Annotated in this window: 16 protein-coding genes and 1 pseudogene; 3 read left to right on the plus strand and 14 right to left on the minus strand. The window is 68.4% G+C overall.

The window, feature by feature from the left end; genetic code table 11:
• Positions 1-43: 43 nt before the first annotated feature.
• The 3 genes from ACFWPS_RS18340 (at position 44) to ACFWPS_RS18350 (ending at position 2,914) form a co-directional block, all read left to right on the plus strand.
• Positions 44-337 carry a hypothetical protein gene (locus ACFWPS_RS18340; protein WP_383706230.1) on the plus strand — a complete coding sequence of 98 codons (294 nt, stop codon included), beginning with the start codon at positions 44-46 and terminating at the stop codon, positions 335-337.
• A 230-nt stretch (positions 338-567) separates the two neighbouring features.
• Positions 568-2,493 carry a hypothetical protein gene (locus ACFWPS_RS18345; protein ID WP_383706232.1) on the plus strand — a complete coding sequence of 642 codons (1,926 nt, stop codon included), beginning with the start codon at positions 568-570 and terminating at the stop codon, positions 2,491-2,493.
• Positions 2,494-2,554: 61 nt separating this feature from the next.
• Positions 2,555-2,914 carry a hypothetical protein gene (locus tag ACFWPS_RS18350; RefSeq protein ID WP_383706234.1) on the plus strand — a complete coding sequence of 120 codons (360 nt, stop codon included), beginning with the start codon at positions 2,555-2,557 and terminating at the stop codon, positions 2,912-2,914.
• A gap of 70 nt (positions 2,915-2,984) precedes the next feature.
• Here ACFWPS_RS18350 and ACFWPS_RS18355 read toward each other — a convergent pair whose 3' ends face one another.
• The 14 genes and pseudogenes from ACFWPS_RS18355 to ACFWPS_RS18420 all read right to left on the minus strand — a co-directional run bounded on the left by ACFWPS_RS18355 (position 2,985) and on the right by ACFWPS_RS18420 (position 16,609).
• Positions 2,985-3,341, minus strand: coding sequence for a hypothetical protein (locus ACFWPS_RS18355; protein ID WP_383706236.1), 357 nt, complete (start codon positions 3,339-3,341; stop codon positions 2,985-2,987).
• Between the two features lie 66 nt (positions 3,342-3,407).
• On the minus strand, positions 3,408-4,379 hold the full coding sequence (locus tag ACFWPS_RS18360) for an alpha-hydroxy-acid oxidizing protein (RefSeq protein ID WP_383706348.1): 972 nt from the start codon (positions 4,377-4,379) through the stop codon (positions 3,408-3,410).
• Positions 4,303-4,890: pseudogene (locus ACFWPS_RS18365) on the minus strand (alpha-hydroxy-acid oxidizing protein). Before ACFWPS_RS18365 ends, ACFWPS_RS18360 begins: the two are co-directional and overlap by 77 nt.
• On the minus strand, positions 4,887-5,918 hold the full coding sequence (gene hppD / locus ACFWPS_RS18370) for a 4-hydroxyphenylpyruvate dioxygenase (protein ID WP_383706238.1): 1,032 nt from the start codon (positions 5,916-5,918) through the stop codon (positions 4,887-4,889). The pseudogene ACFWPS_RS18365 and the gene hppD overlap by 4 nt, the downstream one beginning before the upstream one ends.
• A 221-nt stretch (positions 5,919-6,139) precedes the next feature.
• Complete coding sequence (locus ACFWPS_RS18375; protein ID WP_383706240.1) at positions 6,140-7,315, minus strand: ParB/RepB/Spo0J family partition protein; 1,176 nt, start codon at positions 7,313-7,315, stop codon at positions 6,140-6,142.
• 80 nt (positions 7,316-7,395) lie between these two features.
• Positions 7,396-7,794: a cold-shock protein gene (locus ACFWPS_RS18380; protein ID WP_383706350.1), complete on the minus strand. Its 399-nt coding sequence runs from the start codon at positions 7,792-7,794 to the stop codon at positions 7,396-7,398.
• Positions 7,795-7,850: 56 nt separating this feature from the next.
• Positions 7,851-8,651, minus strand: a complete 801-nt coding sequence (locus ACFWPS_RS18385; RefSeq protein WP_383706242.1) for a transcriptional regulator — start codon at positions 8,649-8,651, stop codon at positions 7,851-7,853.
• Between the two features lie 762 nt (positions 8,652-9,413).
• The gene (locus ACFWPS_RS18390; RefSeq protein WP_383706244.1) at positions 9,414-9,794 is read right to left on the minus strand and encodes a hypothetical protein; all 381 of its coding nucleotides are present in this window, start codon (positions 9,792-9,794) and stop codon (positions 9,414-9,416) included.
• Between the two features lie 438 nt (positions 9,795-10,232).
• A complete protein-coding gene (locus tag ACFWPS_RS18395; RefSeq protein ID WP_383706246.1) occupies positions 10,233-11,315 on the minus strand; it encodes a prephenate dehydrogenase in 1,083 nt (360 codons plus the stop codon).
• 57 nt (positions 11,316-11,372) lie between these two features.
• The gene (locus tag ACFWPS_RS18400; RefSeq protein ID WP_383706248.1) at positions 11,373-12,218 is read right to left on the minus strand and encodes a 4-hydroxyphenylpyruvate dioxygenase; all 846 of its coding nucleotides are present in this window, start codon (positions 12,216-12,218) and stop codon (positions 11,373-11,375) included.
• Between the two features lie 65 nt (positions 12,219-12,283).
• Entirely contained in the window at positions 12,284-14,257 is a 1,974-nt protein-coding gene (locus ACFWPS_RS18405; protein WP_383706250.1) for an ABC transporter ATP-binding protein, read from the minus strand.
• A 45-nt stretch (positions 14,258-14,302) separates the two neighbouring features.
• Positions 14,303-15,106 (minus strand): alpha/beta fold hydrolase, encoded by an 804-nt coding sequence (locus ACFWPS_RS18410; protein ID WP_383706252.1) that lies wholly within the window; start codon positions 15,104-15,106, stop codon positions 14,303-14,305.
• Between the two features lie 320 nt (positions 15,107-15,426).
• A complete protein-coding gene (locus ACFWPS_RS18415; RefSeq protein WP_383706254.1) occupies positions 15,427-16,428 on the minus strand; it encodes a helix-turn-helix domain-containing protein in 1,002 nt (333 codons plus the stop codon).
• Positions 16,352-16,609, minus strand: coding sequence for an acyl carrier protein (locus tag ACFWPS_RS18420; RefSeq protein ID WP_383706256.1), 258 nt, complete (start codon positions 16,607-16,609; stop codon positions 16,352-16,354). The genes ACFWPS_RS18415 and ACFWPS_RS18420 overlap by 77 nt, the downstream gene beginning before the upstream one ends.
• Positions 16,610-16,647: the final 38 nt, after the last annotated feature.

The following is a 16,647-nucleotide window of genomic DNA, read 5'->3' on the forward strand; positions in this document are numbered from 1 at the left end:
GATCCTGGCGACGCGGCCTCGACCGGCCTGCAAGGACCTGCGGATGTCGCTGTCGGTTGTCTCCGCGCTGGTCTGGAAACTGATCACGGTGCCCACTGCCGTGCTGCGTAGCCGCGTGGCCAAGGATGCGGAGGTGATGGCGCTGCGCCATGAGAACGCGGTACTGCGCCGCCAGATCGCACGGGTCCGGTACCAGCCAGCCGACCGGATCTGGGACATCAGTGCAGGTCACGGAACGAATCGCATTTTCGAGCGGCACACGACGGTTACTGTGAAAAGCTCAGTGGGTCGGGCCGGAACCCGAGCCGGGCCAGGGCCCGCTGGGGCGCATCGGTGATCCACTCACCGATCGCGGTCATCACCCACATGATCGCCGCGGCCCATGCCTGCACTGTGTTCGCGGGCCCCACTACCGACGCAACCTGCCAATCCGTCACGCCCCGTACGCAGCAGGCCAACCGCCCACATCGCAACCCTGTGCCCCCCGTGAATGGGCACGACCTGTGCTCTGTAATGATCAAGGCGAAACGACTGTTCGGGAACCTCCATCGCTCGCATACTGCCCATATGGGGGACCAGCTGCATCACAGCCAGGACCGGGGCGGTGTAACCGACCTATTCACCAATGCCACGCGTCTTGTCCCTCCTGAACTCGAAGACCCGCGCCACTGGCTGGGACCCGTCGGGCAAGGTCCGCCCGAGCAGTTACTGACCTACCTGCACGAAGCGACTCATCACTGGTGCTTCAGGTCGGCTGTCGGCTATTCCCTCCTCCTATTGGCTGCACGCGCAGGTATGAATGCTGATGCCCTCAGCGCGCTGAGCGAAGATCTCGAGGATCCTCATCGGCAGACTGACGATATATGGGCTGATCTGTCTGAGGACTGGGGTCCGGTGTTGCGCGCCGTGGCAGGGGATCCTCGCGGACGGCTGGGCTCACGCCTGCAATCCGTCCGAAGGGAACTGGAGCTGGCGATCGTCGACGATGTACTCCGTATTGAGTTGGTGACAGCCTTGCTGCGTCCCCTTGCTGAGGGGCTTGCCTGTTTCGCGGAGTACGATGCGGTATCCCGACTGGAGAGCAATTCCTTCAGCCCTCTACCGATGGGGCTCGTCCTTAACTTCGCCGGTCCTGACCGAATTGCCAGCGGACCGAGCATTCCCGAGCCGATCAAATCTCTATGGTTGGCTGGAGAACTACAGGCCGCAGCGCGGCGCAGTCCCCTCGCCCTGTCCCGCAAGTTCGACCTGTTGAGTTCCCCGTTCTCCAGCAGCTCAAATGGCGGATACCTCTTAGGATATCTGACCGTCAAGAGCCTCTGGCGCCACCTGTGGTTACAAGACTTTCGGCTTCTGGGTGAAACAGACCTTGCGCTCATGTATATGCGCAGCTTCTTCTACGAGGATCTGGGGTTTGCGGCCCTTCTAGTCGAACCTACCCGCCAGGATTGCTCGATCAGCTCGCGCCGAATCCTTGATTACCTCCATTTCAGGCACTTTATCTTCTCCGACGTGAGAAAAGAGAACATCTGCAACTTCGAGCAGTATGCCGCTACACCCAAGGAGCAGCGAAAGCCAGAATTCACGCCTGGGCTACTGCGCACACCTGAACAAGATGAAAAAGACTTGCAATTCGTGCATGAGGCTGCCGACGCCACGCGTCGGGGCATGGCCGCGGAAGTCTTTGAATTCGCAGCCAGCAGGTCCATTAGGAATTTCAATCAAATCGTGAATCGGCGCGACTACCTGACTGCGTGTTCGGTTCCGGTCGAGGTGCGGCGTGATCTCAGCAGCGGACTGATGGTGTTCTGGCAGGGCCAGCCCATTCTGACATTTCCCGAAGAGGACGTCGTGCAGCGCGCAGCCACTGCGGACAGCAACACTGGGGTCGAAACTCGGCTCGACGTCGTCTTGGGTACCTTGACAAGCGAAGGCGGACCTCTCTCACGTGCCGCAATTATCACACGTGGAGAAAACGTTCTGGCCTGTATGGTATTCGGCCCGCCAAGCCTGAATATGCGCGCAGTAAAAGAGCAGGTGGTGACCGATTTCCGAACACGAGATGCCCTTTTCGAACAAGGTAGGCAGATCCAGTGGCTGGCGCAACAAATCATCAAGAAGAACTGGCGCCTACAAATCCGACGAAATGAGGTATTCGACCAGTTGCACGAGCTCGTGGACCTAATGTACCAGCCAACTGCATTGGCTTTCGCAGGGAACCATGCAAATGTCTCTGAACTGGCGGAGAAGATGGCGGCTCCAGGACTCCTAGGAGTCGTCAAGTCTCCCAGGCTGCTCCAAAATCTGACCCTCCTTGGCCTGCACGCCGGGCTGGACGCACACAAATCCTCGGTCACGAAAGCCCTTCAGAGGCGCGGTGTCGATCTGGACAGCACCTTGAAGCACATGAATCGACTTTGGGATGAAGAGGGTTTCCCTCCGCGTGACCTTGGGAGCGGAGACGGTAGCGGACTGGTCCTCCCCTTTATGTGATCTCAAACCTTCGAGGAGCTGTGGAGTGAACAACCCTCCTGTCACGATTCACCTAACAGGCATGGACCGTATGGATTTCCTGACCCTGCAAGAGGACCTTCCCGATGCCCTTGTTCGGGAGCTTCCCGGTCAACAGCGGTATGAGGGACAGCATGGTGAGCTAGACACGATCACTGCTGTAGTGGGTCTCGCGACGGCCGCGATCCAAGCCTTCTCCGCATGGCTGGCCCTACGCCGTCCGGCGGCCCCTACCGGAGAGAGCTTCACCGTGCAGAACGGTCCGGACGGAATCCTGGTCATTCGGCTTACCCCGCACTCGGCAGAACCATCCCCCGTCGGCACGCCAGAGTCAGGAGAGCTCGACGAACGCGTCCGTCACGTTACCCAACTCATCATGTCACGCTGCCCGCCGACCAACTGAGACGTCTTCCACTTTTCAAGGAGAGCACTTTCCCCGGCGAGGCTGTTTGGTTCGACGTTCAGGTGTTGCGTCAGTTCGGGGTGGATTCGCGGGTGAAGCGTCGGCTTATGGGGACCGCCGGGGCGCGGGCGTCCTCCTCGTCGGCCACCTCGGCGAGCAGCAGCCGCAGCAGTGCCCGGCCGGCCAGGTGCTCGCGGGCCCGCCAGGCCGCCATGCCGACGGCCGAACGGTACTCCTCGGGGCGCAGCCGCCACACGGCCGCGGGCGTCGCCGGCACGGCGTCCACGGGTGGCAGGGCGACGACGGCGCCGGGAGCCGGTGTCCACAGGCGGGCCCAGGGCGCACCGGGCGGGCCGACGGATCGGGCGCCCAACTGGCGCCGGGCGGGGGGCGCGGCGGCCGACGGGAGAGGGACGGTGTCAGGCAAGGGTGGTCTCCTGGTCCAGCAGGCTGAGCGAGCCGTTGGCCAGATGCAGCCGGTCGTTGCCGTAGTTCAGCGAGGCAGCCGCAGATCGCGCAGGGCGCGCTCCAGGCCGAGCGGCTGGTGGCGCAGGTAGCCGTGGCGCAGCCCGATCAGCTCAATCAGCTCGTCCACGGCAGCCGGGCACTGCTCGGAGGCTGTCACCTTCAGAGCGTTGGCGAGCAACTGCCAGGACGGACCGCCCCGTTCCCACTCGGGCAGTGACACGTACACGTCAGCGACGTGGCTGAGCATCGCCTGCACGGTGTCGATGCGCCGGCGGGCCCGGGACAGCCGGGTCAGCAGCAGCTCGCTCTTGAGGTTGCGGCGGCGTTCCTCGGGGCTGCGCAGCAGCCGCAGGGTGCGGGAAAGGGCCCCGGCCGCGGTGCCCAGCCAGCAGGCGCTCCAGCCGAGGCGGGCCAGGGGCGCGAAGACGTCGACCATGACCCGGCGGAAGTCGCCGTGCCTGCCCACGACTTGGTTGTGCGGCACCGCCCCGGTGCAGCGCATCGGCACGCTGTGCGTTCCGCGCGTTCGGGCCACACCGCGCTCCGGGTCGGCCGCCAGGGCGTGCAGGGCGGGACGGCCCACCAGTGTGGCGTCCGCACCCGGCGCCGGCGCCGTGAGGACGCCCGTGCCGCGCCGTACTCCCCCGTCGACGAGCACGGGGCAGGTCCGGTCGACGGCGGCCACGACCTCGGGCAGCACAGTGAGCGGCGCGGGTGCGCCGTCGAGCTGCCGCCCACCGTGGTTGGAGACCACTGTGCCGTCGACGCCCGCCTCCACCGCGTGCCGCGCGTCGGCGGCGGTGAGTACGCCCTCGACCAGGACGGGCAGCACGCTGACGGAGCGCAGCCAGGTGACGACCGACCAGTCCAGGGACGCGTCGAACTCGGTGAGGGCGTGATCGCCGGGCGAGCCGAAGCCGTCACCCGTGAGGTTCGCCGGCGCGATCCCGGCGGGGAGCCTGAAGCCGTTGCGCAGGTCCCGCAGCCGGCGCCCCAGCCTGGGTGCCGTCCACGGTGAGCACGAGGGCCTCGAAGCCGGCGCGTTCGGCCCGGACGACGAGGTCCCGGGTGGTCGCGCGGTCGCGGAAGCAGTGCACCTGGAGCCACAGCGGTGCCGTAGCGGCGGCGGCGATGTCCTCCAGGGTCCGCCCGGCGAATGTACTGACGACGAGGGGGACACCCGCCGCGCCCGCGCCGCGTGCCGTTGCCACCTCGCCCTCGGGAGCGGCCATCGTGTGGTAGGCCATGGGCGCGATCGCGGTCGGCGCGGCTCAGGTCCGGCCGAGAATACGGGTCGCGGTGACGGGAGTACCGGCGCCGGTGAGGACGCCGGGACGCAGCCAGAGGCGGTCGTACGCCTCGGTGTTGGCGCGCAGCGTCCGCTCCTCGCCCGCGCCCCCCTCCAGGAAATCCCAGGTCTCCGGGACCAGCCGGGCGCGGGCGAGATGCACGAAGTCGTGCAGGGTGAAAGCGTCCTCGGCCACCGGTCCCGGAGCCGCGCCGGTCATTCGGCGTTCAGCCGGTCGCGCTCCACGGCCTCGTAGAGGGCCCTGATGTTGGAGCTGCCGAAACCGCGGGAGCCGCGTCGCTGGATGAGTTCGTAGAAGAGGGTGTTGCGCTCGTAGGGCGAGCGGCTGAACAGCTGGAGCAGATAGCCCCATTCGTCCCGGTCGGCGAGAACGTGGGCGGCCCGCAGAGAATCGATCTCCGAGTGCAGCCCGTCGTGCCGTTCGAGGAGCATGTCGTAGTAACTGGCAGGCGTGTTCAGGAACTCCACGCCCCGGCCACGGAATGCGTGCACGGTGGGCACGATGTCCTCGACGAGGAACGCCAGGTGCTGGACGCCCGGACCCGCGTTGCGTTCCAGGTAGGCGTCGAGCTGTCCGGACCCCAGGCGGGGGTCCGGCGCGACGAGGGTGAAGGTGACACGGCCCGACGCGCTGCGGACGACGATGGAGTCCATGGCCTGTCCTCCGACGTCCACGTACTCCGAGGAGTAGCGGGAGAACCCGAAGGCGTCCCGGTAGAGGTCGGCGTACTCCTCCAGGGTGCCGCCCTCCAGGCAGACGGCGACGTGGTCGAGCAGGCGGATGGGGTCGGGGCGGGACTGCCGTGTGCCCGGGGTGGGCTCGGGTATCCAGAGACGGTCGTCGGGCAGGACCGGACCGGCGTTCTCGGCTGCGGGCAGCAGGGTGTGGCAGACGTCCCCGAATCCCGAGACCACCGTGCGGCTTCCCGTTCCCGGCGTGACGATCCTCGCCCCGGCCGCCGCTGCCGCGTCCCGGGTACGTACGACGTCGTCGCAGCGCAGGGCGATGTCCGCGACGCCGTCGCCATGGGCGTCCAGGAACTTCCAGGTCGCCGGGCCCGAGGAGACGACGAGGCGTACGTCTCCCTGCCGCAGGAACACCGAGCTTCGTTCGGGCTCCGTGGACCTGGCCACCTGGCTGAAACCCATCGCCGCCTGGAAATAGCCGACGGTGTCCTGTTCATCGCTGGTGAGCAGTTCGACATAGGCGATGTCGCGCACTGTCATTTTGAGAACCCTCTCGAAAGCAGAATGGCCAGGAGCGGCCCGCCCGAGCAGCGGTCATTCCTGTGCCGTGAAATCAATCGGAGCGGCTTCGTCCCTCATGCTCGGCGGATCGGACCGGCGGTCGACAGTAAAATACAGCGCGCATCCGGGTCTCAATTGACCGAAGAATGGGATCGCTCAAGAGGAATACCCGACCACTATCTCGGGAGTGGCGCCGTTAATCAACGGCGTGGGCGGCTGGCAACTCCCGGCCAGCCGCCGGCGCTCGGCGCGCGCTGTCCCGTTGACGCACTCCTCCAGTTCCTGCGCAAAAGCGCTCCATTTCCTGGCGTACTGGTGCGCGAGTTGCGCGATGCGGGCGCGCCAGTGCGGTGGCACCGCGGCGATGAGCCGGGACCGTTCCCGCAGGACGACGGCGTTGTACTGGAGCAGACGCAGCAGGTCCCCCCGTCCTTGCGCCGCCGCAGCGACGGATCGCCCATCAGCTGTTCGATCACCGCGTCTGGATCGGGCGCCGGCCGGCGCTTTCCGTGGCACGAGGCCATCCGGGACGCGCGCGGCTCTCCCGCGCCGCCGGGCCCGCCACCCGCCGTGGCCGCTGCCGGCTCCGCACTCCCCATGCCGTCCGGGACGGTTCCGTCCTCGTCCGCGTCTGCCGCGGGCCCGGCCGGGTGGTGCTTCGGTCCGGCCGGCGGCAGGCCGGACGCGAGGCGTCTGCGGACGTCGCTCACGGTCGCCGGGGAGAGCCCGACCAGTGCGGCGATGTGGCGCAGCGAGGCGTCGGGGTGCTCGGTGATGAGTTCCGCCGCCCGCAGTCGGGCCTTGGCGGCGTCCAGGGGGCGCATCCGGCCGTCCCGGGCGCGTCTGGCGTTCAACTGCGGCTGGCCCTCACTTGAACGAGCGCGCAGCGCGGCCACCGTCTTGGCGCTGAGACCCGATATGCAGGCGATCGCCCGGTCCGACAGGTGCGGATGCGATGCGATGATCCTCTTCGCCGCGATCCACCGGTCCTTGCGGGACAGCGGCAGTCCGTGGTCCACGTTCGCCGACACGGCGAGCAGGAAGGCGTCCTCACCGGTTCCGTCGAAGAGTTCTGCCTCGATCGTCTGTCGGCCCCGTGCGACGGCGGCGAGCATGCGGTGCGTCCCGTCGATGATCTGCATCGTGCGCCGGTTCACCAGGATGGGGGGAAGCGGCTGGTCCACGGTCACGAGTCTCGCGACGTGTTCGGCGTCGTATCCCTGGGAGCGTGGGGACTCGCCGGGCAGCAGTGAGGCGAGGAGCAGGACGACCACGGGTCTTCCGTCCAGGTCCCGCTCCGGTCTCGGGAGGTCGGCGCACACGCGGAGGCCGGCGGCTTCGGTGGTGGGGACCGGGCGAGTGTCTGCTTCCCGCAAGAAAACCTCCTGTGGAACCGACGCGCCGACTTTCGTCTCGTTCGGGGCCGGGTCGAGCCGCCGCTGTCAACCGGTTGAGCTCAGCCCTCGACCCAGCCGTGCTTCTTGACGAACGCCGTCAGCTCTCGTCTGATCTCGACAATCTGAACAGCCGTCAGCGATGATGTGCGGAGCAGGAGTTCAGTCAGTTCCACGGTGAACTCGTCCTCGCGCACGACGTCGTCGATAACGTTGTCTCCCGCCGAGTTCCGTGCCACCGGAACAGGCAATTCGGCCCCCTCGGCCAGCCGCACCGAGGACGCCTTCGGCCCCCTGTCACCGACGTCGATATCGAATTCCACCGCGAGGCCGGACCTCAGGTAGGCCTCGGGAATGAGGAGGTCGTTGGCGTGCAGAAAGACGTCCTCCTCACCGTTGTCCGGGGCGATGAACCCATAGCCTCGAGCACCGTCGAACCTCACCACACGACCGGCGACCACACCAACCTCCGAGAAGTCGTCTCCGTATGCCACAACAGCGGAGCGCACTGATCCCGTCACTCTCCCGCGGCGGGACGGCGGCCCGACTGCACCTTCTCGTCGAGCTTCTGGGCGAACTCCAGCCACGTCTCCGCGTACTGCCGGGCGAGGTTCACCACCAGCGCACCGCAGTGCGGTGGGACCGCGGCGGTGAGTTCTGAGCTCTGACGCATTCCGATGGCGTTCTGGTGCAGCAGGCGCAGCAGGTTCCTGCCCTCCTCCTTGTGCCGCAGGGAGGGGTCGCGCAGCAGCTTCTCCAGCACGGTGATGGGATCGGCGTCGAGCAGTTCCTTCTTGCGCTCGCCGCGCAGCCTTCGCACCCGCGTGGGTGCGTCGGTTGCCTTGCCCCCCTGCGCCGGCTGCTCGCCGGAGACCACCGGGGGCTCGCCGGCCCGCAGGCGCCTGCGGACGTCGCTGACCGTCGCCGGGGAGATCCCCGCCAGCCGCGCGATCTCCCGCAGTGAGGCGTCCGGTCGCTCGGCGATCAGTTCCGCCGCCCGTCTGCGTCCTTCATCACTGCTGAGCGGGCGGACCTTGCCGTCCCTGCCGACCCTGGCGTGCAGCTGCACCACCCCGCCGGCCTGGCGGCGGATCCCGGCCACCATCTTGGCACCCAGGCCCGCGGCACGTGCGATGGCCCGATCGGACAGGTGCGGGTGCGAGGCGACGATCTTGGCCGCGGCGGCCCGACGGTCGGCCTGCGACAGTGGAAGACCATGCGTCACGTTCGCCTGTACCGCATGCAGGAACGCGTCCTCGGTGCTGCCCTCGAAAAATTCCACACGGATCATCTGGTCGCCGCGAACGAAGGCGGCCATCAGACGGTGCATTCCGTCGATCACCCGCATGGTGCGGCGGTCGACGAGAATGGGCGGAAGTGCGTCTTCGATTTCGGCGAGGCGAGCGACGTGTTCCGTGTCCGGCCCTTCGGACCGGGGCGAAATACCGGGAAGTAGAGTCGATATGGGTACACGCTCGGGGCTTGGCCGCTCCTGGGGCGGCGGTGATCCGGACTCCGACGTTCCGGATCCATCGCCACCGGTGCCCGTGCTGTGGGCATCGGCGGCCGATGGAGGGTTGACGACAGCGTGAGGGACTCTGGATAGGACTGGCTGATGCAATCTGCTCACCCCGTTGGTTGACTGCTCAGGACCTGACGCTCGCGGGATCTCAGGGCAGGGGAATTCCACCTCACCGCCGGGCCACGCCGTCCCGATCATCGACAGTAAGCACTGGGTCGGCCGTGAGGATCAGACGGAACAAAAGGTTCCGGTCACATTGCGCTTGAGTAGGAAACTACTCACGATGCAGGTCAAAGCGACAGGAATCGACCTGGCGGATACCCCGCCCGGGCCTGACGCCCGGGATCACCAGCACCTTTCACCGAGATCATCGCCCCCGTCCCGCTCGACGATGTTACCAGTTGGTTACCAGCAATGATCATGTGTACCGCATGTCGTTGTCGAGCGCTCAAGCATCAATCGGCGAAATCCTTAGGGACCCATTACCGATTTTTGAGGGGCCCATTCCGCGTTGGCCAGTGGCGCTCCGTGCCGCCGACAGTCTTTTTGATCAACGATTCAGTTTTCACGGTGGGCCCGTCGGAATCTCGCAGGTTTGAACAGGTACTTTCCCTCGTCCCGCACAGCGGACGTGACCGGCCGCCAGTCCCCTCCCTGCCAGCGGTACACCTCGTACGCCAGGGAACGAGTGAGGCTGCTGACGATGTCCGGCTCGCATCGGCCCCGGTGGACCGGTCCGCCGGGGCCGATGCGCAGCAGCGGGGCCGGCCGGTCGCGCAGCAGCGTGACGAAGGCGTCTGACAACAGGCCTGGTTGGGCTTTCCGGACGTCGGCCTTGATGAAGTCGACCTTGGGCAGTTCCGCCTGCGCGCACACGGCGTCCACCCCGTCCGTGGACCGGTGCACGACAACGTCGGCTCCGCCCGGCATCGAGGCCATCGCCGACCACCGGGCAGACGGCCCCCGGGCGCACCGCCCCGGCCAGCCCCGCGGCCTCGGGGTGCAGCAGGTTCCACCATGCCGCCGCCCACGGCGCGACGGCGGACTGCGGAGCGGAGTGCCGATCCAGCGGCCACCCCTGAGAGAGGGCGGGCCGTAGCAGTCGGCCCCGGTCACGCTCGCCGCGGATCACGGCCGCCCGGCCGGCGGTCTGTCGGTAATACGACGGGCCGGGGTTCGCTGGGGTGCCACGCCACATCAGTCCTTCCGGTCCGTCCAGCCCTGCCGCGGTGTTCCCCACCGACGGCGCCTGGCGGTACGAGGCCAGGACCGGCTGTTGGCCCGGCGCGTCCCCCGACGAGTCCACATCGGATCATCCCGCTGCCCGCGGTCCGGTGCCGTTTCATCCCGTCGACGTACGTCCGTGGGCCGAGACCCTCACTGAATGCGCCACCCCTGGGAGTGGAGCGCGTCCTCCAGAGCAGGTGCGGCGCGCTGGTCGACGCTCAGCCGGACGACGCCGGTGAGCCGACCCGTGGAGTGTTCCAGATGGATGTCCTCGATATTGACGCCGGATCGGTCGGCGTCGGCGAACAGCCGGGCCAGCTGGCCGGGTTGGTCGCCCACCACCACTCCGAGCGTCCGGTAGCGGGCGGGCCGGATGCCGTGCTTGCCGGCGATGCGCCGACGGCCCGACCTGCCCTGGCGCAGCAGGGCGTCGACGCACTGTCGGCCGGCATCGCGTTTGGCCTCGTCCGTGGCCGCCATGGCGCGCAGGGCGGCCACGGCGTCCCCCAGGTCGGAGCCCAGCTCTTCCAAGATGTCGGCGACGACACCCGCGTTGGCCGAGAGGATGTCGACCCATAGGTCCGGGTCACCGCCCGCGATCCGGGTGAGGTCCCGCACGCCCGGCCCGGCGAGGCTCACCGCCCGTTCCCCCGCCTTCGCAAGGCGTTTGGCGACCAACGCCGCCACGACGTGCGGGGCGTGGGAGACGAGGCCGACCACGCGGTCGTGCTCGGCGGCCGCCATCACGACGGGGGTGCCCCCGCAGGTCGCCACCAGCTCCAGGGCGGTGTTGAGCGTCTCCGTGCCGGTGTCCGGCGTCGGTGTGAGCACCCAGGTGCAGCCTTCGAACAGGTCGGCGCGGGCGGCTGTGGGTCCGCTGACTTCTCCGCCTGCCATGGGATGACCGCCGATGTAGCGGGCGGTGTCGCAGCCGAGCACGACGACGTCCTCCCGCGGCTCCGCCTTGACGCTCGCCACGTCGGTGTAGTGGCGGGCGATCCCGGCCGCCTGAGCGTCGGCCAGGACGCTGCCGACCAGGGCGGGAGGCACCGCCAGCACGGCCAGGTCGACAGCCGCGGTCGGGGCCTCCACGGTCCCGGCGCCCAGGGAGGCGGCCATGCCGGCCGCCTCGGGATCCGCGTCCCGCAGGTGCACCGCCACGCCCTGGGCGCTGAGCGCGAGCGCGACGGATGTTCCGATGAGTCCGGTGCCGACCACAACTGCGGAGCGCATGACAGCTACTTCCTTCTCCGGCGGTCCGGTGGCCGGTGTCAAAGGCGGCGGGCGGGATCATCCGGCGGTCAGCCGGTGGTGGTTCCCCGCTTTCCGCGGGGCCAGGACCTGTGCGGCATCGCCGCCGGATCCGCCCCGCTGGACGAGTTCGATGGAGAGGGCGCCGCTCAGGCGGGGAGGGCGTGCGGCGGCGATGTCATCGACCAGGAAGGACAGCTGCCGCACGCCAGGCCTGTCATCGTCCCCCGCGTGTGAGGTGGACTCCCCTGTCAGAGGGCGTGGTTGATGCCCGAAGAGGGTGAGGGTCGTGCCGCCGTCGGCGCTGTCCAGGAGGACGGCTGACGGTTCCTGCGCAGCCCCGGACGCGTTTCCCGGCCGCTGCCGGACGAACCCCAAGGCGTCCACGTAGAGGGGGAGGTAGGCCTCCGGATCCGGCCCGTCGACCGCGATGCCCACCCGGTCGAGCCGCCAGTTCCCTTCAGCCGACGGCCCGAGATCCTGGGGCAGTTCGACCCAGCGGTGGCTCGCCGGCAACAGGTTCGCGGTCCGCGTGGCCGGCAGCAGGGCGTGGGTGAGGCCACCGGCCCCGGACAGGATCGGGTTGCCGCGTATGGAACCGGTCAGGCCGGCGCCGGCCCGCACGGCCCGCTGCGCCGTCGCCGTGACGTCGGCACAGAGCAGGGCGATGTCCGCGACGCCCTCCCCGTGCGCGTCCAGGAACTTCCAGGTCGCGGGACCCGAAGTGATGACGAGGTGGGCGGCGCCCTGCCGAAGCAGCAGGGAACTGCGGTCCGGCGCCACCGAGTCCGCCACGCAGGTGAAGCCCAGCGAGACAAAGGAGTGGGCGGTCTGCTGCTTGTCCTTGGCGTACAGCTCGACGTAGGCGATGTCGCGCGCTGCCATGCCTGTCCTTCCTGCGAGCGGTGGGGCGGAGGCCGGCGGGCCGGGCGCTCCGGGGGATCCGCTGTTCAACTGTGGCCGTGCGGCAGTTGAACAGGCGGCACGAGATCGGGCTGGGGCACCCCGGACGCGACGTCGGTGTCCTCGGGCGCCTGCTCGGCGAACTGGGTGCGGTACAGGTCGGCGTACAGCCCGCCCTGGCTGATCAGCTCCGCGTGGGTTCCGCGCTCACGGATCCGGCCCGCCTCGACCACGAGGATCTGATCGGCCTCGCGGATGGTGGACAGGCGGTGGGCGATCACGAGTGACGTACGGCCGGCCAGCGCGGTCTTCAGAGCTCGCTGGATGGCGGCCTCCGACTCGGAGTCGAGATGGGCGGTGGCCTCGTCGAGGACCACGACGGCCGGTGCCTTCAGCAGCAGCCGGGCGAGGGCGATGCGCTGCTTCTCCCCGCCGGACAGCCGGTACCCCCGGTCGCCGACCACGGTGTCGAGGCCGTCGGGGAGCGCCTGGACGGTGTCCCAGATCAGGGCCGCCCGGCACGCCTCCGTCAGGTCCTTCTCGTCGGCGTCGGGCCGGGCGTAGAGCAGGTTGGCACGCAGTGTGTCGTGGAAGAGGTGCGCGTCCTGGGTGACCACGCCGACGGTGTCCCGCAGCGACTGGAGGGTCAGGTCGCGGATGTCGTGGCCGCCGATGCGCACCCGACCCTCGTTGGGGTCGTAGAGGCGCGGCACCAGGTGGGTGATGGTGGTCTTGCCTGCTCCTGACGGGCCGACCAGGGCGGTGAGCTTGCCGGCAGGAGCGCGGAAGGTCAGTTCGTCCAGGGTGAGGACGTTGTCGGCGCGTTCCGGCCTGCGCAGCGCGATGGTCTCCAGGGAGGCGAGGGAGACCTCCTTCGCGACGGGATACCGGAATGAGACGTGGTCGAACTCGATGTCGGGCGCGGAATCGGCGGCGGGCAGCGCGCGCGCCGTGGGGCTTTGGCTGACGATGGGCTTCAGATCCAGCACCTCGAACACCCGGTCGAAGCTGACCAGGGCGATCATCGCGGTCGACTGCATGGTCGTCAGCTGGTTGATCGGCCCGTACAGTCGAAGCAGCAGCGTCACCATGGCCACCAGGGTGCCGATCTCCAGCGTCCCGTCGATGGTGAGGACGCCTCCGAGGCCGTAGACAAGAGCCGTGGTCATGGCGGTGAGGACGCTGACGATGATGAACAGGAGCCGGCCCCACACTACGCCGACCGCGGCGACGTCCCGCACCCGGGCGGCGTTGCCCGCGAACAGCGCCTCCTCGTCCGTCGAGCGGCCGTAGAGCTTGGCGAGCATCGCCCCGGAGACGTTGAAGCGCTCGTTCATCAGCGAGCTCATCTCGGCGTCGAGCTGCATCGTCTCCCGGGTGAGCCGTTGCAGGCGGCGGGCGATGAGCCGAACCGGCACGAGGAAGAGCGGAATCATCACCAGCGCGGCGACGGTGATCTGCCACGACAGGTAGAACATCGCACCGAGCACGAGGACCAGCGTCAGGAGCGTGGAGACCGACTGGGACAGCAATGTGGTGACCGCTTGCCGGGCACCGATGACGTCGGCGTTGAGCCGGCTGACCAGCGCACCGGTCTGTGCCCGGGTGAAGAAGGCCAGGGGCTGCTCCTGCACATGGGCGAAGACCTGGGTGCGCAGCTCGTAGACGATGCCCTCGCCGACCCGGCCCGAACACCAGCTCTGGACGTACACCGCCGCGGCGTCGACCAGCGCCAGTCCGGCGACCGCCAGGCACAGCCCCACCACGACTGAACGGTCCCTCGGCTCGATGCCGTCGTCGATGATCATTTTCAATATCAGCGGGGTGGCGACCGCGGTGCCCGCGTTGACGACCGTGGTCAGCATCAGCAGCAGCAGCGACCAGCGGAACTTCTTCGTATACGGGATGATCCGGCGCACCGTACCCGGCCTGACCCGTTGCCGGGTGATCGACTCATCGTCCAGCCGCAGCCCTGCCGGGCCCAGTGCCGGGCCTGCGCCACCCATCATCGACACGGACATCCGCCTCGCTTCTCATGCAGCCGCGCATGGCGCGCCGCCGCGTGCTCAGTACTTGTCGAAGAACTCGATGACGGCCGCGTTGACCTCGTACGGGCGTTCCAGGTAGCCCAGGTGGCCGCAGTCCGGTATCTCCACGAAGTCGCAGCCGGGGATGGCGTCGGCCACCTCTGCGACCAGGTGGGGCGGGCTGATCAGGTCGTCGGCGAACGCGATGGCCCGGCACGGCACGGTGATGCCGCCCAGCGCCTCCCGGCGGTCGCCGAGCCGCTCGACGACCGCTGCCTGCCCCGCGGCGGTGTTCCCGCCTCCGGCCAGCTCGAAGAGTTCCAGCATCGGGCCGACGGCGACGTCGTCGTTGAGCGTCGCCGGCGAGAACATCTCGGCGACCGTCTTGACCGCCTCGTAGTCGGCGGGCAACCGCACCCCGCTCTCCCGCAGCGCCTTGTCCGCGGCGAGCTGGGCCCGCCGGAAGGTGTCCGACCGGGCCCTGCTGGCGATCAGCACCGCCGAACGGACCAGTTCGGGCGCGGCGAGCGCCAGCTCCTGGGCGACCATGGAGCCCAGCGAGGTTCCCACAAGGTGACAGGGTCCCAGCTCGAGCCGCTCGATGAGGCCCTTGGTGTCGGCCACCAGGTCGGCGAGCGCGTAGTCGCCCCCAGGCGCGTCGGACGGGGGAACGCCCCGGTTGTCGAAGGCGACCGTCTCGTACCCGGCACGATTCAGGGCCGGTGTCTGGTGCAGGGTCCACACCCGGCCCGAGGCCGAGGACCCCATGATCAGCAGGACGGGCACACCGCTCCCCGACCGCTGGTAGGAGAGCCGGATGCCGTTGGTGCTCACGAATGGCATGACGAGCCCCTTCTCGTAGGGGGCGACACACACGCCCCGCGCGGCGCGGGAGCGGTCCCGGGTGGCCGCTTCGCCGGTGACCTCGTTCCAACTCTGCTTCCAGGAGAGGCTGTTGTGGGCGGCTCACCCCTGCTGCGCCGCGGCTCACGATGGCATCGCAGCGCTGCGGCGATCAAGCGTCACCGACCGCGGACACCCGCCCCGCGGGTGTTCAACCGCCGCGGTGACGCAGTTGAGCACACACCGGGCGACACCCTTCCGTCCATGGGATGACGGCGGCGTTCCGTCCGCGGGATGACGCCTCGGCAGCGGCCGCCGCTCTACCTTGAGAGGGCCAGTTCGCCTCCCCGGGGTGGGGTGCGAGCCACGTACTGGTGAGCTGGTCCGGAGATCCTGTCGCAGTAGTGGCAGATCCGGTCGATGATCTGGTCGGCGGTCTTGGCCCACTTGAAGGGGCGGGCGGTCTCGTTCCAGATCTTGATCCATTCGTCGAGTGCGGTCTTGAGATCGTCGAGTGAGCAGAAGACGCCACGATCCAGACAGCGTCGTTGCAACTCGGCGAACCACCGCTCGACCTGGTTGATCCACGATGAGTAGGTCGGGGTGAAGTGCAACTCGGGCATCCCGGGCAGCATCGGCAATACCGGCGCGGTCCGCTCCAGCGCCTGGATCTGCGGTTTCTCGTCGACAGAGAGGACCACCGCGTGGGCCGGCGGTGCCAGACAGAGCCCGACCACGTCCCGGATCTTGTCGATCAGCAGCGGGTCCGGGGAGATCTTGAACTCCTCGGACCGCCAGGGCTTAAGGCCGAAGGACCGCCAGATGCGGTGCACGCTGGTGGGCGAGATCCCCACCTGACGGGCCAACTCCCGTTTCGACCAGTGCGTACCGCCCGCGGGAACCTCTTCGAGGGTACGCACCACCACCACTTCCACCTGGGCGTCGGTGAGGGTGCGCGCCACTCCGGGACGCGGCTCATCGCACAGGCCATCCAGCCGGTCCCGCAGAAAGCGCGTCCGCCAACGGCGCACCGTGGAACCGTCCGTGTCACACCGCGCGGCGACCAGTGGGAACGTGGTGCGCAGCACCTCGTGGCGCCCGATCACGTCCCGCAGGGCCGCGCTGAGCGCCCGATGGTCCAACTTGCCGGTCAGGCGCAGCACCATGCGGTTGTTGTAGGTCGCGTTCGGTCCTTGGAGCTGCGCAAGGAACCAGAGCCGGCTTTTTGCGAGAACGACAGCGGTATCACCGGGACTCCTCCTGCTTGCGCATCGGTCGCAGCGCGGGCCTGGCCTTCTTCGGGCCGGAGGTCTGATCGGCAAGCCAGGCGGCGAGCCCGGCCGGGGTCGGCATCTCGAACAGGGTCGGCATCGGCAGGTTCACTCCGGGGTCGCCGCGCAGTCGGCCCACCAGTCGCGTGGCCAGCAGCGAGTGGCCGCCGAGAACGGTGTCTTCCGCAGCACCCGATCCGCGCCCGTGAGCCCGTACTCGGCCTGCAGCCACGGCCAACCGGTTCACGATCCCCGTGTGCGGTGCCGGTG

This window comes from Streptomyces sp. NPDC058457, assembly GCF_042720695.1.
In the GTDB taxonomy this organism is placed as follows: Bacteria; Actinomycetota; Actinomycetes; order Streptomycetales; family Streptomycetaceae; genus Streptomyces.

Coding starts and splice junctions, on each gene's coding strand:
- ACFWPS_RS18395 (WP_383706246.1), bottom strand. CDS start 11,315: ATGCGCTCCGCAGTTGTGGTCGGCACCGGACTCATCGGAACATCCGTC.
- hppD (WP_383706238.1), bottom strand. CDS start 5,918: ATGACAGTGCGCGACATCGCCTATGTCGAACTGCTCACCAGCGATGAA.
- ACFWPS_RS18350 (WP_383706234.1), top strand. CDS start 2,555: ATGGACCGTATGGATTTCCTGACCCTGCAAGAGGACCTTCCCGATGCC.
- ACFWPS_RS18390 (WP_383706244.1), bottom strand. CDS start 9,794: ATGGCCTCGATGCCGGGCGGAGCCGACGTTGTCGTGCACCGGTCCACG.
- ACFWPS_RS18405 (WP_383706250.1), bottom strand. CDS start 14,257: ATGTCCGTGTCGATGATGGGTGGCGCAGGCCCGGCACTGGGCCCGGCA.
- ACFWPS_RS18410 (WP_383706252.1), bottom strand. CDS start 15,106: ATGCCATTCGTGAGCACCAACGGCATCCGGCTCTCCTACCAGCGGTCG.
- ACFWPS_RS18400 (WP_383706248.1), bottom strand. CDS start 12,218: ATGGCAGCGCGCGACATCGCCTACGTCGAGCTGTACGCCAAGGACAAG.
- ACFWPS_RS18385 (WP_383706242.1), bottom strand. CDS start 8,651: ATGGCCGCCTTCGTTCGCGGCGACCAGATGATCCGTGTGGAATTTTTC.
- ACFWPS_RS18345 (WP_383706232.1), top strand. CDS start 568: ATGGGGGACCAGCTGCATCACAGCCAGGACCGGGGCGGTGTAACCGAC.
- ACFWPS_RS18340 (WP_383706230.1), top strand. CDS start 44: ATGTCGCTGTCGGTTGTCTCCGCGCTGGTCTGGAAACTGATCACGGTG.